The organism is Paraburkholderia sp. FT54 (assembly GCF_031585635.1).
In the GTDB taxonomy this organism is placed as follows: Bacteria; Pseudomonadota; Gammaproteobacteria; order Burkholderiales; family Burkholderiaceae; genus Paraburkholderia.
On sequence record NZ_CP134198.1, the window covers coordinates 217,325 to 236,599 of the forward strand.

The window sequence follows — 19,275 nt, forward strand, 5'->3', positions numbered from 1 at the left end:
CAGTGCAACCTCGAAACAGACGGCCAGCCGCTATTGAGACCGTTCAGCATCCGAACCAATATGAGTTCTTGGGATTCGCCTGGAAACATCGAACAGACGCCTTCAGCTGTGGCAGACTAACTTCTTACAGTTCTGACCCGCCGACGCGGATGACGCGCCTTCTCCACTTGGCGTGGCAACCGGCTCGACGGCGGAGACCAGCAGTCGAACCTGACTTATGAGGTCGGTGCAGTCGTGGATAGCACCTTCGAGGTCTTGGGAAAGGACGGCGACCGTGCCTTCGTCAGGACATGGCAGGTAACGGTCGACGGCACGCGAACTTCCGTGCTAGCCACGTGGTCCACCGGCGAGCCTCCGACGGCTGCCGGCCAGGATCGCCTGTTCCACGAATACGCCTTAAAGGACCAGCTGGATAGTGCATGGGCGGTGCGGCCGCTGGAACTCGTGCGTAAAGGCGATCGGACCGTGCTGGTATTCGCGGACCCTGGCGGCGAGCCACTCGAGCGGCTGCTGGGCAGGCCGTTCGAAACGGACCGATTCGTGCGGCTGGCGGTCAGCATTGCTGCGGCGCTCGGCGAAGTCCATCTGCACGGCCTTGTCCACAAGGACGTCAAGCCGGCCCATATCCTTGTCGACGAATCAACCGGATCAGTGCGGCTCACGGGGTTTGGCCTCGCCACACTCCTGCCGCGCGAGCGCCAATCGCCCGCACCGCCCGAGAACATTGCCGGCACGCTCGCCTACATGGCGCCGGAGCAGACTGGCCGGATGAATCGCTCAATCGATGCGCGCAGCGACCTTTACTCGCTCGGCATCACGTTCTACCAGATGCTCACTGGCTCGCTGCCGTTTACTGCATCTGAGCCGATGGAGTGGATCCATTGCCATATTGCGCGAAAGCCGGTACCGCCGGGCGAGCGGGTTAAGCGCGTTCCAGCGCAAGTCTCGCGCATCGTCATGAAGCTGCTCGCCAAGACGGCCGAGGAACGCTATCAAACGGCGGCTGGCCTCCAGCATGATCTTCGCCGTTGTTTGGCTGCATGGGAAGCGGTTCGCCAGGTCAATCCATTTCCGCTGGGCGAACGCGACATCCCCGACCGGCTGCTGATCCCCGAAAAGCTGTATGGGAGAGAGCGCGAAATCGCGACCTTGCTCAGCGCCTTCGATCGTGTTGCCAACGAAGGTACCCCGGCGTTGGTGCTGGTTTCCGGCTATTCCGGTGTTGGCAAGTCCGCCGTCGTCAATGAACTGCATAAGGTGCTCGTGGCGCGCCGCGGGCTCTTCGCATCAGGCAAATTCGACCAGTACAAACGAAATATCCCTTATGCGACGCTGGCTCAGGCCTTCCGGAGCCTTGTCTCACAGATTCTCGGCAAGAGCGACACGGAGATGGGCCAATGGCGCGCCGCATTCCGGGAGGCGCTGGGTCCGAATGGCCAGCTCATCGTCTCTCTCGTCCCCCAGCTGGCTCTCATCATCGGTGAGCCGCCTCCGCCCCCTGACCTTCCGCTACAGGACCAGCAGGCCCGGTTCCAGATGGTATTCCGGCGTTTCCTCTGCGTGTTTGCCAGGTCGGAGCACCCGCTAACGCTGTTCCTCGATGATCTGCAGTGGATGGACCCGGCAACCCTTGACTTGATCGAGCATCTGATTGCGCACCCGGACGTGCGCCACTTGCTGCTGGTCGGGGCCTACCGTGACAACGAGGTCGGTCCCGCGCACCCGCTAGCGCGAACGCTGGCGAGACTCCGCGGCGCCGGCGGGCGGGTGCGGGAGATTGTGCTGGCGGCCCTCCGTCCGGAGGATGTGGCGTGGCTGCTGGCGGATGCGCTGCACATGGAGCCAGGGCGCGTACGACCCTTGGCTGAACTCATGTTCGAGAAGACGGCTGGCAATCCCTTCTTTACGATCCAGTTCCTGCTCGCCCTGGCCGAGCAGGAACTACTGACATTCGATTCCGGCATGGCGGCCTGGACGTGGGACCTGCCCCACATCCGCCTCAAGGGATTCACCGACAACGTCGCGGATCTCATGGCGGCGAAGCTGCGCCGCCTGCCCCGAGCGAGTCGGAAAGCCCTGGGACAGCTGGCCTGCCTGGGGAATGTCGCAAACGCGGACACACTCGCTCTGGTGCACGCGGAGGGCGAGGAGGCGACGCACGCAGCGCTGTGGGACGCTGTGCGTTCCGGCCTCGTCGCGCGCTCGGATTGCACCTATACATTCCTTCACGACCGTATCCGGGAGGCGGCGTATGCGCTCATCCGCGAAGACGCGCGGGCGATGGCGCATCTCCGGATTGGCCGCGTTCTCGCGACCCGGACGTCCGCGGAGGACCTCGAGGAAAACATCTTCGATATTGTGAACCAGTTTGGACGCGGCGCGGCACTGATCAACACGCAGGAGGAGCGCGAACAGGTCGCCCAGCTCAACCTTTTGGCTGGCAAGCGTGCCAAGGGGGCAACCGCTTATGATGCGGCCCTGCAGTATTTCACCGCCGGCCGCGCGTTGGTGGCAGAGACCGGATGGGAACAGTGCTACCGGCTCACCTTCGACCTCGAGCTCAACTGCGCCGAGTGCGAATACCTGATCGGAGAGTCCGCATCGGCGGAAGAACGGCTCGCCATGCTGTCGATTCGCGCACAGACCATGGTTGACGCTGCGGCCGCCACCTGCTTGCGCATCAATCTCTACACTACCTTGGACCAGAGTGACAGCGCTGTCGAGGTCGGCGTGGAGTATCTCCGCCGGGTTGACGACCGGTGGTCGTCGCACCCAACGGCGGAGGACGTTCGCCAGGCCTATGATCGATTATGGCAATACCTGGGGGAGGGCTCGATCGAAGCACTGCTTGACCTGCCGCTGATGAGAGATCCAGAGCGATGCGCGACCATGGATGTGCTCACGGTACTCACATCGCCGGCCTTGTTCACGAACCTGAATCTGTTCCGGCTTGTCGTCAGTCAGATGGCGACCCTCAGCCTCGAGCACGGCAACAGCGACGGTTCATGCCTCGCCTATGCATGGCTGGGCGGCGTCCTGGGGACGTACTTCGGCGAATATCAGGCCGGGTTCCGCTTTGGCAGGCTTGGCCTGGACCTTGTGGAGAAGCGTGGGCTGGGCCGCTTCAGGGCCCGCGTCTACCTGGTCTTCGCCGTCCATGTTGCTCACTGGACTCAGCCCTTGCAGACGTCTCTCGCCTTCCTGAGGCGTGCCTTTGAGGCGGCGCTGGAAGCCGGTGACCTGTCTTATGCCGCGTATAGCTGCATCGACGTGATCACAAACCGGATTGCCACCGGAGATTCGCTCAGCGACGTCGAGCGAGAGGCCGAGCATGGGCTCGAATTTGCGCGGAAAATAGGGTTTGGTCTCGTGTGTGACTGCATCACTGGGCAGCTCAGGCTCATCCGGATGCTCCGTGGACAGACACCGGACTTCACCTCCTTCAATGACGCGGAGTTCGACGAGCACCGCTTCGAGCAACGCCTCGAGAACAATCCCCGGCTGGCCATTGGCGCGTCCTATTATTGGATTCGCCGGCTTCAAGCGAGCATCTACGGCAGCGACGAGGCATCTGCCATGGCGGCTGTATCGAAAGCGGCTCCACTGCTTTGGACAACTCCGACCCAATTTGAATCGGCTGAATATCATTTCTATGGGGCATTCGCGTGGGCGGCGCATTGCGATTTGAACGGGGCCGAGCAGCGACCTCAGCACCTGGAGGCGCTGGCGAGTCATCACAAGCAGCTCGCGGTCTGGGCAGAGAACTGTCCCGCAACGTTCGCGAACCGCGAGGCATTGGTAGGCGCCGAGATTGCACGGCTCGGAGGCCGTGACCTGGACGCGATACGCCTCTATGAAGAGGCCATCAGACTGGCGCGCTCGGATGGTTTCATCCAGAACGAGGCATTGGCTCACGAACGCGCCGCAGGGTTTTGTACGGCGCGCGGCTTTCCGACGATGGCTGACGCGTTTCTGCGAAACGCCCGGCGTTGCTACCTGAGCTGGGGCGCCGATGGGAAGGTGCGGCAACTTGATCAGCTCTATCCCCAACTGAGCGAGAAAGAGCCTGTAGCCGGACCGACGAGCACGATCCAGGCACCGGTCGAGCATCTGGATCTCGCGACCGTGCTCAAAGTGTCGCAAGCCGTTTCAGGCGAGATCCTGCTGGACAAGCTGCTCGACACGCTCATGCGTACGGCTATCGAGCATGCTGGAGCCGAACGAGGCCTGTTGATTCTGTCACACGGGATTGAGCAGCGAATCGCGGCGGAAGCCATAACGAGTGGCGATACAATTGTCGTACGGCTGCGCGACCAGGCCTTGAGCGCATCGGCGCTGTCCGAGACGATCGTCCAGACTGTCCTTCGCACGCAGGAGGCCATCATCCTCGACGACGCCGCGGCCGAACCCGCATTTGCCGCGGATCCTTACATCCGGCAGCGTCACGCCCGGTCCATTCTCTGCCTGCCCCTGGTCAACCAGAGCAAGCTCATCGGCGTGCTCTACCTCGAAAACAACCTGGCTGCGCGCGTGTTCACGCCGACCCGGATCTCGGTGCTGCGGCTGGTTGCCTCCCAGGCGGCGATCGCGCTGGAGAACACCCGTTTGTACCACGACCTCGCGGAGCGCGAAGCGAAGATCCAGCGCCTGGTCGATGCCAACATCATCGGGATCTTCTTCTGGGACCTTGAAGGTCCCATCCTCGGGGCCAATGACGCGTTTCTCCGGATCGTGGGATACGACCGCGAGGATCTCGTCGCGGGTCGCCTGCGCTGGACTGAGCTGACGCCCCCAGAATGGCGCGATTGGCATGAACGCATTTGGACTCCAGAACTCAAGATGACCGGGCGCGTGGCACCCTATGAAAAGGAGTACTTCAGGAAAGACGGCAGTCGTGTGCCCGTGCTCGTCGGCTCGGCGAGCTTTGATGAAGCCCGGAACCGGGGTGTCGGCTTCGTGCTCGATCTGACCGAGCGCAAGCGGGCCGAAGAGGCCTTGCGCGTCGTGCAGAGGGAATTGGCGCACGCAAACCGTGTCGCCACCATGGGGCAACTGACAGCCTCGATTGCCCATGAAGTAAAGCAGCCCATCGCCGCGACGATCGGCAACGCCGAGGCGGCGATACGCTGGCTCGGCCATCGACCGCCGGATCTGGATGAAGTACGCGACGCGCTTTCGCGCATCGTCAAAGAGGGTCGGCGCGCGAGCGAGGTCATCGGCCGGATCCGTGCCCTTGTCGAGAAGGCGCCGCCTCTGACGGATCGCCTGGACATCAACGAGGCGATCCGAGAGGTGATTGAACTCACCCGTGGCGAAACCGTGAAGAACGATGTCACGGTGCGGACGGACCTCGCGGACGGATTGGCGCTCATTCACGGCGACCGGGTCCAGCTGCAACAGGTGCTCCTGAATCTGATCATCAATGCCGTCGAGGCCATGACCGAAGTCAGCGAGGGAGCGCGAGAGCTATTGATCAGGACCGGGGAAGTCGAGGCGGGCTACGTGCTCGTTGCGGTGCGGGATTCGGGCCCGGGCCTGGACCCGAAGCATGCGGAACGCCTGTTCGAGACCTTCTATACGACCAAGGCCAGCGGGATGGGCATGGGCCTGACGATTTGCCGTTCGATCATCGAGGCTCACGGGGGGCGGCTGTGGACCTCCACGAATGAACCACGGGGTGCCGTCTTTCACTTCACCCTGCCTGTAGGACGGGACGAGGTCGTTCGCCCCGACCACCACCGGCCAGATGCTGCGGTATGACGTTGCGGGTCCGGAGAGCGAGCCCGGTCCGTTCCTGGCGACCGTCAACGTGACTCGTGTGATCGCCTCTTCGGACTGTCGGGTTGGATCGATGGTGTTCGCAAGAGTCTGCCCCTGGAAGTCATGATCAAGCAGGCGCTAGTTGTACGAGGTACCGAAGCTGTTCAACGGCTACCTGGTTCGTCGTGCTGCCGCACCGGAAGTGAGGTCGGTCGAGACGCGTGGACGCCAACGGGTTAAGCAGCGACCTGATTCAGATAGTATCGCTGCGTGAATGCTACGGGTGACAGGTAATCTAGACGAGCCTGCGTGCGCTGTCGGTTATAAAACATCTCGATGTATTCGCTGATGGCTCGCCTGGCTTCATCGCGCGTGGCGAAGCGTCGATGATAGACCAGCTCGCTTTTTAGAGTGCCCCAAAACGATTCGATCGGCGCGTTGTCAAAGCAGTTTCCTCGTCGACTCATTGACGCCTGCATGCGGAACTGGCCGACGAGATCCTGATATGCGTGAGCGCAGTATTGGGCGGATTCAACCCGTCGTCCAACACTAGATTGTTGAACAGATTTTAGATACTCGTCCAGAGCTTCGGCAGGTGTCTTCCAGCCAAGTGTTTTCCGGGGTCTGGTATTCAGTGCATTGGCAACGGCCTGGATCTCTCGAGCGCTCCACCTGGATAGGTCTGTGCCCTTTGGAAAGTATTGTCGCAGAAGGCCGTTCGTGTTCTCGTTCGTGCCGCGTTGCCATGGACTGTGCGGGTCGGCGAAGAATACCTTTACCCCGGACTCGACGGTGAAGCGGGCGTGATCGGATAGTTCCTTGCCACGATCCCAGGTCAATGACCGCCACAACTGGGCAGGCATGTCAGTCACGGTCTTCTTGAGCGCATTGGCCATCGTGACAGCTCCGTAGCCAGCCAGCGCGGGGCCGTTCTTCGTTCGGGGAGTCAACCCATAGCCTTTCTCCCGAGGCAGGTGCACGAGCATGGTGAAACGGCTTGATCTCTCCACCAGCGTCCCAATAGCAGATCGGTTCAGGCCGATGATCAGGTCACCCTCCCAATGCCCTGGCACGGCACGATCCTGCACTTCTGCAGGCCGGCTAGAGATCATCACATCCTCGCTAACGTGCGCCCAAGCCTTGGCTTGTGCCCTGGCTCTCGGTACGCGCAACGCCCGCCCTGTGCGAAGACAGCTGACCAGTTCGCGCTTGAGGGCACCTCGGCTCTGGATATAGAGAGCCTGGTAAATCGCTTCGTGAGAGATGCGCATAGATTCGTCATCCGGGAAGTCGAACTGCAGCCGTTTGGAAATCTGTTCGGGTGACCAGCCATTAGCCCATTTACGGTCACCGCGATGCGGCTTGTTTCTCCCTTTGAACGGCGCTTGCCGAGGCCCAGCAATCGCACGGCCATCCGCATCGCGAACCTTGCCCTCCAAACGGTCTTGCACGTAGTGGTGCAGCCGTGGGTTAGTCACCAGTTTCGACGGTTTGGGTCTTCTGGCAACCAGTTCGGCCTTCCACTGCGCAACCGAAGCCCGATAATCAAGCTGGCCGCTGCGAGTTGCAGCGTTACGTGTCAGTTCCCGGGAGACCGTTGACGGGCTGCGTCCGATACGGCGAGCGATCTCGCGTATTCCGACGCCCTGGACCGTGGCGTGGTCAAACGGCTCACGCGCGTCATGACGTTGCCCGTCTGTGTCTACCACCGCCTTCGTCGCCACAACGGCGAGATAGTCTGCCCGCGTTGCCGGTTTCTCCAGGAAAACCGGCGGCGCAGCAACCCAATACGCTTTAGCGCTTTCTACTGGGGAGACGGCGGATTCAAAAGCTTACTCAACGGCTTCAGTGGGCCGATTGGGAGCAGCGAGAATATCATTAAGTGCGCTTTCCCCAAGGGAAGTGCCTCAAGCATTTCATGCGCTCGACTGACGTCCGTAACGTTCAGGATGAACGCCACCCCAGCCCGGTCTTGCATTGAATACCACTGGTCAATCTTGCCCTCGAGGTAGAGTTGTGCCGTATCGCGAACTTCGGTCGGAAGAATGCGTTGGACAAGTTGCATGTCCGTGCCCGGCGGAAAGATACTAATCGCCAATATCTTCGTGGTTGGCGTGGTCGGCATCGGAGTGGTTTGCGCCATGGAGACTCCAGCAGAAGCGACCAGCACAGAGGCTGTTGTCAAATTCAGAAGAAAGCGTTTCACGCAACGTCCAACACCGACATGTCGGCAGAGATTCCGGCCAGTTGGGCAATATCGGTGGTGGCAGCAAGCCCATGCGGGTGAAAGTGGTCGAGGGCGCCCAGTTGCTGTGGTGTGAGCGGGTGATTTTCCGGCCCAGGGACCGTCAGTGCGATCTTCAGCCGATCGGTCAGGCCGGTCGCGCGATAGTGTTCGCGTACGCCACCAAGTGCATCAGTCATCGCAAAATCCTCACTGCTTCGATCGGTAGTCGTTCGTTACGGCAACTCTTCAATACAAGGAGGCTGGCGCGAGGCCACACCAGGTGCCGTATTCAGCGCTGCGGCTTCTGGTCCCGTCAGATAGCAATCTCGGAAGCGCTCATCGACGCGTTCCCCCATCCGTTTCGAAAACAGCAGCGCTGCGTTGAGCGGGCGATGATTGATGACCACGGAATCCGTCTCGCCCTGTTCGTTCAGATGCGCGACGACCACCGTTTCGATCGGCACGCCCTGGATCTGCGACCGATAGGATTTCATGTACAAACCGTTGCCGATCTCGCCCTTGTAGCTGTGATGCTGGAATTCGTAGAGCGAGACCGCGTGTTTGATTACGGAGAGAATATCGGCTCGTCCCTCGATCAGACGCTTCAGCACGGTGGCTTCGAGCGTCGCGTTTTCGGCGAGCCTCGCCAGCCAGAGCGGCGGACCGCCTGCGGGCGCCAGCACGGGGGCTGTGTCGTTGAATTTCATGCTGGACGCTCCAGTTGCGGTTTGTTCGTCATGCCTGCGCTGGAGGCATCGAGCGCTGCTTCGAGCGTGATGCGCGCCTTTTCGAGGCGGCGTCGCGCGAGGCGTCCAACGCCCGCGCCGCGCTCAGACTCGCCCGCCAGCAGCGCATGAATATCGGGCAGCATCCAGATCGCCCCGCGCGTCCCCCATGCGCCATCCGGAATCTCGGTCGGGAAGACCCAGACGCGCGGCGCAACGTCATCGTACGGCCGGTTCTCCGCGCGCGCCACCGCTTCCGTGACGTTTCTGACGAGCGAGCGACGCGATTCGTCGGTGTATTGCCCTTCGGGCGCAGACGGACTGATCCGGTAACGTCTCGTGTTCGTGCGTTCGCCGCCGATGTAGATCGCATCAGGCCGATGCAGATGGAACACGGTGACACGCTGTGCGATCGGATTGGCGGGATCGTACCCTTCCGCCTTGATCAGGATGTCGGTCAGTTCCTTGACGAGGCGCGCTTCGGCCTCGGGTGTCAAGGCGTCTTCGGGCCACAGTGCATCGATCATTGGCATGGTGCTGCTCCTGCTTTCAGGTCATTGGATGTGGCCATGACCGGGGTTTCTCGTGCGGCCGGAAGTGGCAGCATCGCCATTATTCAGGGAATTTCAGACACGCAATGGCCATCGTCCGCATCTGGGTCTATGACGGAATCCTCGCGTCCGGCGTCGCGGGCCCTGTTGACGTCTTCAGCGCGGCCAATCAGTTCCATGCGCGCAAGGCTGCACCGGGCACGACATCCCCGCCCGTGTTTGCATGGCGCGTGGAATCTCTCGACGGGCAACCCGTCACGGCTGCGTCGGGCCAGATCATTCACGTCGACGGCAAGATCGACCCGCGCAAACGGGCGGACGCCGTTCTGCTGACGGCACCGTTTTTCTCGAACATCGACGAGTTCATCGGGCGCCGCGAGCAGTTGAACGCGCTGTCTTCCGCACTGCGGCGTCAACGCAAGGCAGGTGCCGTGCTGGCGGCTTATTGCACGGCCAACTACCTGCTCGCCGAGGCGGGCCTGCTGGATGGCGGCGCCGCAGCGACGCACTGGGCGAGAGCCGCGGACTTCGCGCGCCGCTATCCGCGTGTCGAAGTTCGCGCACAGGAACTGCTGATCGCGCAAGACGGCATCATCTCGGGCGGTTCCGTGACGTCGTATCTGAATCTCGCGGTGCGGCTCGTCGAAACATTCGCCGGCGAAGAACTCGCCACGATGACCGCGAAGGCGCTGTTGATCGATATGAACCGGACTTCGCAGGCTTCCTTTGCAACGCTTCTCGACGAACATGGGCATACCGACACGCTCGTCGCGCGCGCCAGCAGCAGATGGAGGCTACGCTGCAGCAGGGATTCCGGCTGAGCGATCTGGCGGCGTCGCTTGCGGTCAGCGAACGCACGCTCAATCGCCGTTTCAACGAAGCCGTCGGGCTCGCACCGTTGGCGTATCTGCAGAATCTGCGCATCGAGGTCGCGAAAAGGTTGCTGGAAACGCGGCCAATTGGGCTTGAGACGGTGAGTCAGCGGGTCGGTTATGGCGATATCAGCACATTTCGGCAATTGTTCAAGCGCAAGACCGGGCTGTCAGCGGGTGAATATCAAATGCGCTTCTCGCGTGCCGCGGCGGCAAATATCGAGGCGGGGTCAGACCGCAACGACGGCTGACGCGTCGCAAGATCATCACGCCGCAGTCCTCGTCTTTTCCCTCCCTCTTTCCCGCATTGCCCTTTTTGTATCTCAACGTATCTGCAACAGATAGGGATACGCACGCTTACGCATAACCGGTTTTCGGACACAAGCGGGATACGTTCATCCGCTCAAATGCGCCCATCGCGAGCAAAACACCGCACCGCAAAAACTGGGCTTACCGAGGTAGTGCATATGCAACACGAGTCGAACGCAACCGTTGAACTGGACCGCCCCGCGGATGAACCGCTGAGCAGCCAGATCGCGCGCAATTGTCTGCTGACGCGCACCCGGCAGATCGCCCGCGTCATGACTTCCGTTTATGACGATGCGTTGCGTCCGTTCGGCATCGTGGCGCCGCAGTTCTCATTGCTCGTGCTGATCGCGGAGTTCGGGCCTATTAGCCGCTCAGATCTGGGCCGACGGAATCATCACGAGCGCTCGACGCTGACAAGGAATCTGCAGCCGCTGATCGCGCAGGGCTGGGTTGCCGAGGGCGCCCCGGCAAGCGATGGTCGAAGCCGCCCTCTCTCGCTCACGCACGAAGGCAACGCGCTGCTCAAAAACGCCGCGAGCGCGTGGTCGGCTGCACAGAGCCACGCGACGCGCCTCCTCGGCGAAAGCGGCGCCCATGAGCTCATGAATATCGCACGCAAATTGCCGCTGCGCATGGTCTGAAGTTTTTCGGTCGATGTTGCATATGCAAGATTGACCAACGTCTGGTACCCCTCCCCTCTCGTCAAGGAGTTTGTCATGAAAGTCGTCAAAGCCGCCGCCGTCCAGTTCAGCCCGGTGCTCTATAGCCGTGAAGCAACCGTCACCAAGGTCGTGCAGAAGATCCACGAACTCGGCCAGAAAGGCGTGCAGTTCGCCACCTTCCCCGAAACGGTCGTGCCTTATTACCCTTACTTTGCGGCCGTCCAGACGGGCATCGAGCTTCTGTCGGGCACCGAACATCTGCGCCTGCTCGAACAGGCTGTCACTGTGCCGTCCGCTGCCACCGACGCGATCGGCGAAGCCGCGCGAAAGGCCGGCATGGTCGTGTCCATTGGCGTCAATGAGCGCGATGGCGGCACGCTGTACAACACGCAATTGCTCTTCGATGCCGACGGTACGCTGATCCAGCGCCGCCGCAAGATCACGCCGACGCATTTCGAACGCATGATCTGGGGCCAGGGAGATGGCTCGGGCTTGCGTGCAGTCGACAGCGCAGTCGGCCGTATCGGCCAGCTCGCATGCTTCGAGCACAACAACCCGCTCGCCCGCTACGCGATGATCGCCGACGGCGAGCAGATCCATTCGGCGATGTACCCGGGTTCCGCCTTTGGCGAGGGCTTTCCCCAGCGCATGGAAATCAACATCCGCCAGCATGCGCTCGAATCCGGCGCGTTCGTCGTCAATGCAACGGCGTGGCTGGACGCGGACCAGCAGGCGCAAATCATGAAAGATACCGGTTGTGGAATCGGTCCGATCTCGGGCGGCTGCTTCACCACGATCGTCGCGCCTGACGGCATGCTGATGGCCGAGCCGCTTCGCTCGGGTGAAGGCGAAGTGATCGTCGATCTCGACTTCACGCAAATCGACCGCCGCAAGATGCTGATGGACTCGGCCGGCCACTACAACCGCCCCGAATTGCTGAGTCTGATGATCGACCGTACGCCGACCGCGCATGTTCACGAACGCGCTTCGCATCCGACGATCGTCAACGACCAGGGCTCCGACGATCTGCGCACCCAGACTGCATGACCTGCGAACGTCGAACTGTCCCTCTATCGAAGGAGGATTTGCTTTGAACGCAATAATCAGGACCGGCTGCGCGAGCATCGTCGTTGCGGCGCTGATGGCGGCCACCTCGCCCGGCTACACGCAAACGTCCGCAACGGAGGCACCCGTCGCAACGCATGCGCGCAAGCCCGCGGCCGCAAAGACCGGCATCCCGGACAGTACGCTGGTGAAGTCGCTGCCCGGATTCAGAAATGGCTATGCAACCGTGAGCGGCTTCAGGCTGCATTATGTGGTCGGCGGCAAGGGCGCGCCGCTCGTGTTGCTGCCCGGTTGGCCCGAAACGTCGTGGACCTTCCACAAGATCATGCCAGCGCTCGCCGGGCATTACACCGTGATCGTGGTCGATCTGCGCGGCATGGGCGCTTCGTCGAAGCCCGCCGACGGTTACGACAAGAAAACCATGGCCGTCGATATTCACGAACTCGTGAAGTCACTCGGTTACGACAAGGCCAGCGTTGCCGGCCATGACATCGGCTCGGCCGTCGCGTTCGCCTATGCGGCGAACTATCCGCAGGCCACAGATCGGCTCGTGATGCTCGAACTGCCCCACCCCGACGATAGTCTTCTGACGTTTCCACTGCTGCCGCAAGGTAATGTCGGTGACAAGCCTGGCAATGCGCGACCGTACCTGTGGTGGTTCGGGTTCAACCAGATTCACGGACTCCCGGAGAAGTTGCTTGCCGGCCGCTTCGGGCTTGAGCAGAACTGGATCTTCACCTATTTTTTGAAGAACGAAAGCGCGATCGATGCACGCGACCGCGCGGTCTACGAGCACGCGTACAACAGCGTCGATGCCATTCGCGCAAGCGACGCCTGGTATCAGGTGCTGCCGCAAGACATCGTCGATTACAGGAACTACGGCAAGCTCGATATGCCCGTTCTCGCGATGGGCGGCCCCGCCTACGGGTGGATGAAGAAAGTCATCGGACAAAAGGCGGAAAACCTCAGCGCGGTCGAAGTGCAGAACAGCGGCCACTTTGTCCAGGAGGAGCAACCCGAGCTTGTCGCGCAGACGATGCTCGACTTTCTGCAACGCACATACGATTGATCAACGCATGTATGCGGACACTTTCGCAATCAAGTGTGTATATGCATACATAAACCGGATTCTGTTTAAGAGGTACCTGGTATGACAACGAAACCTGTCTACGATCGGCCCATTCTCGTCACGGGCGCAGGCGGCGCGATCGGCGGTATTGGCCGCAACGTGACCGCGACGCTGCTCGCAAAGGGCCATACGGTCCGCGCGCTGGTCCGCAAGGAAGACGAACGCGCCGACGAGTTGCGCCGCTTTGGCGCTGAAGTCGTGGTGGGCGATCTGACCGATCTCGCCTCGATGCACCGCGCAATCGAAGGCTGCGCGCGCGTCTACTTCGGCATGTCCGTCTCTGCGGCGTATCTCGAAGCAACCGTCAATTTTGCTGCCGTGGCGCGTCATCATGGAGTTGAAGTCATTGTGAACATGTCGCAAATGACGGTCACGGAAATGAGCATCACGGAGACCACCGACAGTCCCCAGCATAAGCTGCACTGGCTTGCCGAGCAGGTCTTGCAATGGTCGGGGCTGCCCGTCGTCACGGTTCGGCCGACGGCGTTTCTCGAGAGCTTCTTCCTGACGCTGGGCGCAGCCGGCGTGCGCGACAACGACGAACTCGCCTTGCCCCTTGGCAACAGCAAGACCTCGCCCATTTCCGCCGTCGATGTCGCGAATGCGGTGTCGGTGATTCTCGAGGACCCGGCGCCGCATATCGGCAGGATCTATAATCTGACGGGCCTCGAATCAAATGATCTCGAGCAGGCCGCGCGCGTCTTTTCGCACGCGCTCGGCCGGCCCATCCGTTACCGGAATGTGCCTGTGGCGCCGTGGTCGGACAAATTGCGCGAACTCGGCATTCCCGCTCACGTCGTCGATCATCTGGCCGCGATGGCCGACCTGCACGCTCAGGGACGATACGACCGCATGACGAACGACCTGTTCGAACTCACGGGCCGCAAACCCATGAGCATGTACGACTTCGTGAGACTCCACATCGCAGACTTCACGCCCAACGCAACGCGCTGATCCTAGGCAGGAGACCGATCCCATGTCAAAAGACACGCCCCAATCTTCATCGCGCCGGCACTTTGTCGGTATGGCGGCCGCGGCGCTCGCGGCAGGCTCGCGGAGCCGGCTCGCCTTCGCGGAAACGAGCCCCGCAATCGGCAAGATCACCGAACCCGCGAACGGTGACAGGACGGCGATCCGGCCGTTCCGCGTTTACGTCCCCGACTCGCAGCTCGTTGACATGCAGCGCCGCATCAAGGTCACGCGCTGGCCGGATCGCGAGACGGTGCCCGACGAATCACAGGGCATTCAGCTCGCCACCATTCAGGGACTCGCGCAATATTGGGCAACCGGCTATGACTGGCGCAAATGCGAAGCGCGGCTGAATTCGTATCCGCAATCATCACTGAGGTTGGCCGACTCGATATCCATTTCATCCACGTGCGGTCCAAGCACGAAAATGCGATGCCGTTGATCGTGACCCACGGCTGGCCCGGCTCGGTCATCGAACAGTTCAAGATCATCGATCCGCTCGTCAATCCGACTGCGTACGGCGCGCCGGCTTCGGATGCCTTTCAGCTCGTGATCCCATCATTGCCCGGTTACGGCTTTTCGGCGAGACCTACCACAACGGTCTGGGGACCGGAGCGCACCGCGCGCGCGTGGGTCGCATTGATGAAACGCCTCGGCTATGAGCGCTTTGCTTCGCAGGGCGGCGATCTCGGCGGGATTGTCACGAACATCATGGCCAAACAGGCGCCGCCCGAACTGATCGGCATTCATGTGAACTTCCCTGCCTGCGTTCCGGCGGAGATTCTGAAGTCGCTGGCCGCGGGCGACGCGATTCCTGCCGGCTTATCGGACGAGGAAAAGCACTCGTATGAGCAGTCGAGTGCCAACTTCAAAAAGAAGCGCGGTTACGCTTTCGAAATGGGCACGCGCCCGCAGACGCTGTACGGACGCGCCGACTCGCCCGTCGCGCTGGCTTCCTGGCTACTCGACCACGACGACGGCTACGGCCAGCCCGCGGCGGCGTTGAGCGCAGCCGTGCTCGGTCATCCCGTCAACGGTCATTCAGCAGGCGCGCTGACGCGAGACGACATACTCGACGACATCACGCTTTACTGGCTGACCAACACCGGCATCTCGGCGGCGCGCTTCTATTGGGAGTCGCACGCGAATTTCTTCCTCGCGGCCGACGTCAACGTGCCTGCCGTTGTGAGCGCTTTTCCGAGAGAAAACTACCAGGCGCCGAAGACCTGGACCGAAAAGGCCTATCACAACCTGATTTACTTCAACAAACCCGAATCGGGCGGGCACTTCGCGGCATGGGAAGAACCGATGATCTTCGCGAACGAAGTGCGCACGGGATTAAGGCCCTTGCGCGCCTAAAGTGCGAAGCGCTCCGACGCGCATGCGCCGGAGCGCTCCTCGATGTAATCGTGCTGGTCGGGTCCATGCGATGTTGTTCGCATTGATCTGCCGTTTGGTTCGGCCCCGGGTCCGCTTGCGAAACACGGGTTTTCGACGAAACAGGTCGGACCGAGGCATTCATGAAGGCGGCCCGGGCGTTTGACTTGCTTCGGCCATGCGGCGCCATCCGCCCGCCTCGTTCGACGAACACTGGCGCGCATGTCTGATATTCCTCGAAAGATAGCAATATTGCCACTCCCGCTCGTTTCGGCAAAGCCCGATAATCAGGCGACTTTCCACTTCCGGAACCAAAACATGACTGGAAACGCCTATTTCTCGGCAAACCTGCTGCTTGCCTATGCAGCGTATTTCGTTGGCACCGCGAGTCCCGGGCCGAGCAACCTTGCAATTATGTCCATCGCGGCCAGTCACGGCCGGAAAGCGGCGTTGATGTTCGCACTCGGTGTCATCTCGGGGTCGATATGTTTTGGGCGACGGTGGCGACGCTAGGCGTGTCAGTTGCCCTGATCGCCTATTCGTAATTCATCATTGCAGTCAAGATTTTTGGTGGTCTATATCTCTTGTGGCTAGCCTTCAAATCCGGACGCAATGCGCTTGCGACAGCAGCTGAATCCGTACTGAAGGTGGAACGAACACCGACATTGACGAGCGTCTACTCCCGCGGAGTGATGCTCCATCTCACCAATCCGAAAGCTATCCTCGTGTGGGTTTCAATTGTTGCTCTATCGTCGAACAGCACGGGATCAGCCCATAGTGCTGTAATTGCCGGTTGTGCGGCCATCGGATGTCTGGTGTTCGGCGGTTACGCCATACTGTTTTCGACGGACTCGGCTCGCAGGATGTACGTGCGGACCCGTCGCTCACTGGAAGGATGCCTGGCCCTAGTATTCGGGATTGCCGGCATCAGGCTCCTAGCGTCGCGTGTCTAGCTAGTTTCAGTACCTTCGCTTGTCCAATGTCATACCGCGGGGGAGTCCTGCTATTTCGGCCGAAAGTACGCATCCGCATGTAGTGAAGCCATGACATTCATGGCGATAGAGGCGGGAATATCAGTAAGCCGACTGAATGTCGGCAGGGGCCACCAGATGGAAGGCGTTGAGCGTGCGCGAACGGCGGCTGGGCATTGGCGGATTCAACCGGTGGATGCAATAGTTTGCTGACATTCGCCGCTGCCGAGGTGCGAATGTCGGGAATTCAACTGGTTGCTGCCTCACCAATGCCGACAGCCGAACGTCGGCAATGGCCGATAACTTGGCGGCCGACTCGGCGGCGCGAGCGTCCGTTGTACTCCGGAAGCGGTCATGGCTGTGTGAGGAGTCCGAACGGCAGATCCGGGTCGAGTTCAGTCTGACACGATTGGCTCGTCGGCGTTTCCTTCGCTGGTTCCAGGATCGGACCGTGTTCGGCCACAAGCAGTCACCGAGCAGTCCAACATCCCAGCCGTTCGAAGGTCTCCTGACCATCCATGAGGAGACATCCGGCACACCCCCGAGCGTTCAGCGCAGATCATCTGGTACGTTCACGCCAACTAGAACGTCTGGCCTCGGTCGACCTTGGATACCTGCCGTCGTTCATGGGCCGCTTCTAGATCTTTGCCGCAACCATTGCCGGGAAACCCACGCCGATGGTGCGTGTTCAATGGAGCAGCTCAGATGAAGTCAGGTAGCCAGGACCACCTCCTCCCGCCGCGAGCACACACCCATCCGGGAGCAGTGTGGCGGTTTGCTGACGGCGGCATGGTGAAGGCTGCCAGTCAATGACCACGTGCCGACGGACGAATCGCAGAGTGCCGCGGAGAACAGGTACCTTGAAGCGCCGCATCCGCCTGCGACAAGGACCTTCCCGTTGGGCAAATGCATCGCCGCGTGGAAGCAGCGCGCCTGATTCAGGTTCCTTGTGGCAGACCATGCGCCCGTCGCCGGGTTGAGCACTTCGGCGACGAGCCATCCGGCATTCAATGCGCGGCCGTTACCGCTGGTCTTCGGCCGGTACAAAGGCCATGCCATGCGGACTGGCCCAAATTTGTCACCAAAGGAAGGAGCGCTCCGCTGTGCAAATCAAGTTGGCCGACATAGGCCGGCACCGCAGGCGTGCTACTCGTAGCGGCCACGCCAGTTGATGCGGAGAAGGCCGCGTCGCGCTGCCAGACATTGGCACTAATCTTGTATACGATGTTCGCCTTCGTATCGGACACGAGCAGATAGCCCCGTCGCGCAGTGGCGAATACCGTATCGTCAACCTGCACGTTGCCGAGAAGCGGCAGATATTGCACGTTCAGATCATCGCCCGACGAGCGCAACAGGACAAGCTGACCATCGCCCTGATCATCGAGCAGTACATCACCTGACGGCGTCAGCGTCATCGAATCCGGATCGGGCAGGGTGAGTGTTGCTACCGTGCCAAACGGAATGTTGCTGGCATCCAACGTGCCGCGCATTACCGGAGCAACGTCGATTGTGTAGGTGTTCGCATCGAGGTGCACAACGCGGACAATCGCGGGCCCCATATTCTTTCCGCTACTGTTAAGGGTGGGATTGGACGCACTGAAGTAGGTCTGGCCATCCTTGAACACGATGTCATCGTAACCACCGCCGTGCAGTGTCTTGCCGAATGAATACGGTTTGGACGCCTGGCCGGTCGCGGGATTGATGATGACAAGGTTTGGATTTGCATCCTCATTCTGCATCGCCCAGATCTCACGCGTGTACGGATTGACCTTCAGGCCATCGTTGTGTCCCGCGACTTGATAAGTCTTCACGATACTGCCGTCTTGCGAGTATTCAACAATCACGCTCATCGCGCCGTTCGATCCATCTGGCGCGCCGTTATTCGCATAGCCAACCCAAACGTGACCATCGAGCACGGCCAGTGAATCCGGTGCGCTGATCAACCCACCGGAACCCACTGCGAACACAGTCAGGCTAAAACCTGGCGTGACTAACGGCTTCGCCGCGCTTTGCGCGTCGGCGCCGCCAGCCGCAAAACAGAGGGCAGTGAACGCTAGTGCGGTGCGACTAAAAAGGCGGCTTACTGCGTAAGCAGATCGAATGCTGGGCATGATCGTCTCCGGAAACAGGTAGGCGGGCGGGGTGGGCAGGGGCACCGGTATGTGCCAGGCAGCCGGTAATGAACCGAAATACATGGAAACATGTGCGCATGACTGAACAGTGACGGCGCGTAAAATGCCACCAGGCGTCTGCGAATATTTTCCGACTTTCTTAACTTTCCTTAAGAGACCCTTGAGGCGACGGAGAATTTAAAAAAATGTATTGCTCAAGCACTCCGAATCGAGGTCGATAGGCAGAATGCGGTAATTTTTCTATGGGCGATTGGGATGTCCATTTAGACAATCGGTACAAAGCATCGTACAAACAGCACCTTCGTCCACGGCGTCGATTTCGAATTCAGCGTCGACGGTGCCACCATCGAGTACGAGCGCTTCGTTGGTTACATGGGCGAGTGCCAGCACGTTCACGTTATCGTTTACGATCAACATCAGCGCGTCGCGCGCGCGTTGATGGCGGAAGCGACCGGGACGTCAATTCAAACCGCGCAGGAAACGGGAAAGTGCTATCAGCAGGCGCAACGACTGTTCGCCAGGCAGG

At 60.7% G+C, this 19,275-nt stretch carries 10 protein-coding genes and 5 pseudogenes; 8 read left to right on the top strand and 7 right to left on the bottom strand.

From position 1 onward, the window contains the following. Positions 1–234: 234 nt before the first annotated feature. Positions 235–5,760, top strand: a complete 5,526-nt coding sequence (locus tag RI103_RS38030) for an AAA family ATPase (RefSeq protein ID WP_310819740.1) — start codon at positions 235–237, stop codon at positions 5,758–5,760. Between the two features lie 236 nt (positions 5,761–5,996). Here the strand turns inward: RI103_RS38030 and RI103_RS38035 are convergent. The 6 genes and pseudogenes from RI103_RS38035 to RI103_RS38060 all read right to left on the bottom strand — a co-directional run. Then, positions 5,997–6,287 (bottom strand): annotated as a pseudogene (locus RI103_RS38035) (IS3 family transposase); the annotation flags it as partial. Between the two features lie 18 nt (positions 6,288–6,305). Next, positions 6,306–7,484: pseudogene (locus RI103_RS38040) on the bottom strand (IS30 family transposase); the annotation flags it as partial. Between the two features lie 80 nt (positions 7,485–7,564). After that, positions 7,565–7,903 (bottom strand): hypothetical protein, encoded by a 339-nt coding sequence (locus RI103_RS38045; RefSeq protein WP_310819780.1) that lies wholly within the window; start codon positions 7,901–7,903, stop codon positions 7,565–7,567. A gap of 59 nt (positions 7,904–7,962) precedes the next feature. Beyond that, positions 7,963–8,184, bottom strand: a complete 222-nt coding sequence (locus tag RI103_RS38050; protein WP_310819741.1) for a hypothetical protein — start codon at positions 8,182–8,184, stop codon at positions 7,963–7,965. Positions 8,185–8,220: 36 nt separating this feature from the next. Beyond that, positions 8,221–8,694: a hypothetical protein gene (locus RI103_RS38055; protein WP_310819742.1), complete on the bottom strand. Its 474-nt coding sequence runs from the start codon at positions 8,692–8,694 to the stop codon at positions 8,221–8,223. Further along, on the bottom strand, positions 8,691–9,245 hold the full coding sequence (locus RI103_RS38060; protein WP_310819743.1) for a Tautomerase enzyme: 555 nt from the start codon (positions 9,243–9,245) through the stop codon (positions 8,691–8,693). The genes RI103_RS38055 and RI103_RS38060 overlap by 4 nt, the downstream gene beginning before the upstream one ends. A gap of 104 nt (positions 9,246–9,349) precedes the next feature. On the opposite strand from RI103_RS38060, the pseudogene RI103_RS38065 reads away from it, so the two are divergent. The 7 genes and pseudogenes from RI103_RS38065 to RI103_RS38095 all read left to right on the top strand — a co-directional run bounded on the left by RI103_RS38065 (position 9,350) and on the right by RI103_RS38095 (position 16,599). Beyond that, positions 9,350–10,386 (top strand): annotated as a pseudogene (locus RI103_RS38065) (GlxA family transcriptional regulator). 216 nt (positions 10,387–10,602) lie between these two features. After that, positions 10,603–11,085: a MarR family transcriptional regulator gene (locus tag RI103_RS38070; protein ID WP_310819744.1), complete on the top strand. Its 483-nt coding sequence runs from the start codon at positions 10,603–10,605 to the stop codon at positions 11,083–11,085. Positions 11,086–11,160: 75 nt separating this feature from the next. After that, the gene (locus RI103_RS38075; RefSeq protein ID WP_310819745.1) at positions 11,161–12,153 is read left to right on the top strand and encodes a carbon-nitrogen hydrolase family protein; all 993 of its coding nucleotides are present in this window, start codon (positions 11,161–11,163) and stop codon (positions 12,151–12,153) included. Between the two features lie 43 nt (positions 12,154–12,196). Then, positions 12,197–13,240, top strand: a complete 1,044-nt coding sequence (locus RI103_RS38080) for an alpha/beta hydrolase (protein ID WP_310819746.1) — start codon at positions 12,197–12,199, stop codon at positions 13,238–13,240. Between the two features lie 81 nt (positions 13,241–13,321). Further along, positions 13,322–14,254 carry an NAD(P)H-binding protein gene (locus RI103_RS38085; RefSeq protein WP_310819747.1) on the top strand — a complete coding sequence of 311 codons (933 nt, stop codon included), beginning with the start codon at positions 13,322–13,324 and terminating at the stop codon, positions 14,252–14,254. A 22-nt stretch (positions 14,255–14,276) separates the two neighbouring features. Beyond that, positions 14,277–15,628, top strand: a pseudogene (locus RI103_RS38090) (epoxide hydrolase family protein). 336 nt (positions 15,629–15,964) lie between these two features. Beyond that, positions 15,965–16,599, top strand: a pseudogene (locus RI103_RS38095) (LysE family translocator). A 1,025-nt stretch (positions 16,600–17,624) separates the two neighbouring features. On the opposite strand, the gene RI103_RS38100 reads toward RI103_RS38095, so the two are convergent. After that, positions 17,625–18,728: a hypothetical protein gene (locus RI103_RS38100; RefSeq protein WP_310819748.1), complete on the bottom strand. Its 1,104-nt coding sequence runs from the start codon at positions 18,726–18,728 to the stop codon at positions 17,625–17,627. Positions 18,729–19,275 lie beyond the last annotated feature (547 nt).